This window comes from Gemmobacter sp. (assembly GCF_016792925.1).
In the GTDB taxonomy this organism is placed as follows: domain Bacteria; phylum Pseudomonadota; class Alphaproteobacteria; order Rhodobacterales; family Rhodobacteraceae; genus Gemmobacter.
This window is the reverse complement of sequence record NZ_JAEULU010000183.1, coordinates 1-3,068: the sequence shown is the minus strand read 5'-3', so window position 1 is coordinate 3,068 and position 3,068 is coordinate 1. Positions and strand designations below refer to the sequence as shown.

Below are 3,068 nucleotides of genomic sequence, written 5' to 3'. Positions count from 1 at the left end.
CATGGCAGGCTCAGGCCGACAGCGGCGCCAGCGCCCGATTGCGGGCGGCAAGGGCGGCGAGGGCCGGGCGCGCGGGCTCGGCCTCGGGCGGCAGGGCGGCCTCGGTCAGCGCGGCCTCGTTCGGGCAATCGCCCCAGGCATCGGCATCGGCATCCAGCAGCGCCGTGCAGCGGCGGGCGAACAGGTCGAGCAGATCGGCATCGACCCCCGCCACCTGCAAGGCGGTGACCGGCGCGGCGCGGCCCCGGCAGGCCTCGGCCAGCAGCGGATCGGTGGCTTGCAGGATGAAGGCGCGGCGCATGACGCGGCCATTGCGCGGGCTGGCCAGGCGGTCATGCAGCGCATCCAGCAGGGTGGCGGGCGGCAGATGGGTTTGCAGCGCGTGCAGATGCGCCTCGATCACATCGGGGCGGGTGTCGTCGCGCAGATCGGCCAGCGGCTCGGTCAGGCGGGCGGCGAACAGGCGCAGCTCGGCCAGACGCTCGGCGGTTTCGGCGGGCGGGGTGGAGGCCTCGACGCTGGCGATGGCCTCATCGAGAAAGCTGTCCAGCTCTTGCGCGCGCTGCGGCGGCCAGGCGATGCGGGCGATCGGCACGGCCAGGAAGGACAGGAGGATTGGCCCCATGAAGGGCAGGTGCAGGTCAAGCCCCGCCACCCCCGCCAGCCCGCGCCCGATGCCAAAGCACAGCACGACCAGCAGCAGTTGCACCACGGCGCGGGCGGCCATGGCAAGCCAGCTGTCAGGCTGCATCCAGTCGGCGCGGCTTTGCGGCCATTCCTGCGGGCGTAGCGCGACAAGCCAGAGCAGGAAGATCGCGGCAAAGACCGGCACCACCCGCCAGCCATAGCCGCCCAGACCCGCGAGAAGCGGACCCAAATACAAACAGGCCGTTGCAATCTGCAACACGCGCAGTCGGATACCCATGCTCTGCCCCTTTGATGGCTTGATGCCATTCTTGCGTGGACAGAGTGACGTTTGCGGCGCGCTTAGTCCAGACCTTCCGGCAGGTCGGCCACCAGAATGCCCGCCGAAATGTCCACCAATGGCACATTCACCAGGGTAAAAGGCAGCAGAAGCGGGCCTTTTCCACCGGGAGCTGTGCTGATTTCCAGAATGTCGCCCGCGCCGTGATTGTGGACGGCCAGCACCTTGCCAAGGGGCGCGCCGCCGGTGTCCCGGACCTCCAGCCCGATCAGGTCGGTGTAGTAATATTCGTCATCGGGCAGTTTGGGCAGGCGGTCGCGGTCGGCGTAAAGGTTCACGCCTTTCAGCGCGTCGGCCTCTTCCTTGGTGGCGATGCCCGACAGGCGCGCGCCGAGGCCCCCGGCCAGCGGGCGGGTGAGTTTCACCTTGAAGCTGCGGCTGCCATCCTCGGTGTAAAGCGGGCCGTAATCGGCCACGGCGGTGGGTTCGGCGCAGAAGCTTTTCAGCCGCACCTCGCCTTGGACGCCAAAGGCGCCCGCAATGGCGCCCACGCAGATCCGGTCGTTGCTCATGCCCATGTCCCTTTGCTTTGGGGTGGTGATAGCAAGATCGCGCGCAAACGAAAAGGCAGCGGGCGATGCCGCTGCCTTTCCTGTCGCCTGAAGGCGGCGAAGATTACTCTTCGGCGGGCGCAGCCGCGCGGGCGGCTTTCTTGGCGGCGCGCTCGGCCATGGCTTTGCCCGGCACGGCGGCTTTGGGGTTGTTGCGCACGGTCTTGGCTTTCAGGCCGGCGTTTTCCAGGAAACGCGCCACGCGGTCGGTGGGCTGGGCGCCCTGGCTCAGCCAGTATTGCACGCGCTCGGCGTTCAGTTTCACGCGGTCTTCGCTGTCTTTGGCGAGCAGCGGGTTATAGACGCCCAGCTTTTCGAGGAAGCGGCCATCGCGCGGCATGCGCGAGTCGGTGGCGACGATGGCGTAGAACGGGCGCTTTTTCGAGCCGCCACGGGCCAGACGGATTTTCATGGACATGGGGTATCTCCTTCGGTGTCCTGTGAGGGGCGCGAGGCCCTTATTTTTGCAGTTTCTCGTGATGCCTGATGACTTCGGAAATGATGAAGGTCAGGAATTTCTTGGCGAAATCGGGATCGAGATCCGCTTCTTGCGCCAGTTTCTCCAGCCGTTCGATCTGGCGCGCCTCGCGGGCCGGATCGGACGGGGGAAGCTCGTGTTCGGCTTTCAGCCGCCCCACGGCCTGCGTGTGCTTGAACCGCTCGGCGAGGGTATAGACCAGAATCGCATCCAGCCGGTCGATGGACTGGCGATGCTCGCGCAGGATCGCGGCGGCGCGGGTGACAGCGTCGGTCATTGCAAAGCCTCCGGGCCGGGATGGCGGAAAACGCGGACCGGGGGCGTGCCCAGGGTCGGCGCGGTGGTATCAAGCGTGGCGCCAAGGCGGGTGGCCAGCCGGGCAGAGCGGTCATTGCCCTGCGCGATATAGGAGACGGCGGTGGTCCAGCCCAGCACGGTATAGGCAAAGCGGCGGGCGGCGGTGGCGGCCTCGAAGGCCAGCCCCTTGCCCTCGGCGGCGGGCGCCCAGACCGACCAGCCGATCTCGCGCTCGGGCCAGGTTTCGGGGAACCACGGGCCGCACATGCCCAAGGGGGTGGTGTCGCCCTTGGCCTGCCAGACGAACATGCCGAAACCGCGCGTGACCCAGTGGCCGATCAGATGGTTGAAGCCGCGCCAGGTGTTCGACAGGTCGTAATCGCCGGTGCGGATCATCTGGCCGCGATCCGATTGCAGCATGGCGTTGAAATGCGGCCAGTCGCCCCCCTGCGGCGCGCGCAGGATCAGGCGGTCGGTCTCAAGGACCGGCACGCCAGACAGCGAGGGGGCGGGCGTCAGCGTCATTTCTTTTTGAACATCCCCGAGAGGCCCGAGGGCAGACCGCCGCCCATGCCGGGGAAGCCGCCGCCACCAAGGCCGGGCATGCCGGATTTCATCGCGCGGGCGGCCTGTTCCAGCTGCGCCGGGTCCATGTTCTTGAGGTCGGGCATCCCGGCGCCCTTGCCCATCATGGCCTTGGCAACCTGCTTCATCATGCCGCCCTTGCCCATTTTCTTCATCATGTCGGCCATCTGCT

The 3,068-nt window shown here is 67.5% G+C and carries 5 protein-coding genes and 1 pseudogene; all 6 read right to left on the bottom strand.

Translation table 11 applies throughout. The features are described 5' to 3' along the window. Positions 1 to 10 precede the first annotated feature (10 nt). Positions 11 to 877 (bottom strand): hypothetical protein, encoded by an 867-nt coding sequence (locus JNN06_RS08575; RefSeq protein WP_291239171.1) that lies wholly within the window; start codon positions 875 to 877, stop codon positions 11 to 13. Positions 878 to 987: 110 nt separating this feature from the next. Continuing rightward, positions 988 to 1,497: a ribosome maturation factor RimM gene (gene rimM / locus JNN06_RS08570; RefSeq protein ID WP_291239170.1), complete on the bottom strand. Its 510-nt coding sequence runs from the start codon at positions 1,495 to 1,497 to the stop codon at positions 988 to 990. Positions 1,498 to 1,600: 103 nt separating this feature from the next. Next, positions 1,601 to 1,954 carry a 30S ribosomal protein S16 gene (gene rpsP / locus JNN06_RS08565; RefSeq protein ID WP_291239169.1) on the bottom strand — a complete coding sequence of 118 codons (354 nt, stop codon included), beginning with the start codon at positions 1,952 to 1,954 and terminating at the stop codon, positions 1,601 to 1,603. Positions 1,955 to 1,994: 40 nt separating this feature from the next. Beyond that, complete coding sequence (locus JNN06_RS08560; protein WP_291239168.1) at positions 1,995 to 2,291, bottom strand: chorismate mutase; 297 nt, start codon at positions 2,289 to 2,291, stop codon at positions 1,995 to 1,997. After that, complete coding sequence (locus tag JNN06_RS08555; protein WP_291239167.1) at positions 2,288 to 2,836, bottom strand: GNAT family N-acetyltransferase; 549 nt, start codon at positions 2,834 to 2,836, stop codon at positions 2,288 to 2,290. The genes JNN06_RS08560 and JNN06_RS08555 overlap by 4 nt, the downstream gene beginning before the upstream one ends. Beyond that, positions 2,833 to 3,068, bottom strand: a pseudogene (locus tag JNN06_RS08550) (signal recognition particle protein); the annotation flags it as partial. The pseudogene JNN06_RS08550 and the gene JNN06_RS08555, both read right to left, overlap by 4 nt.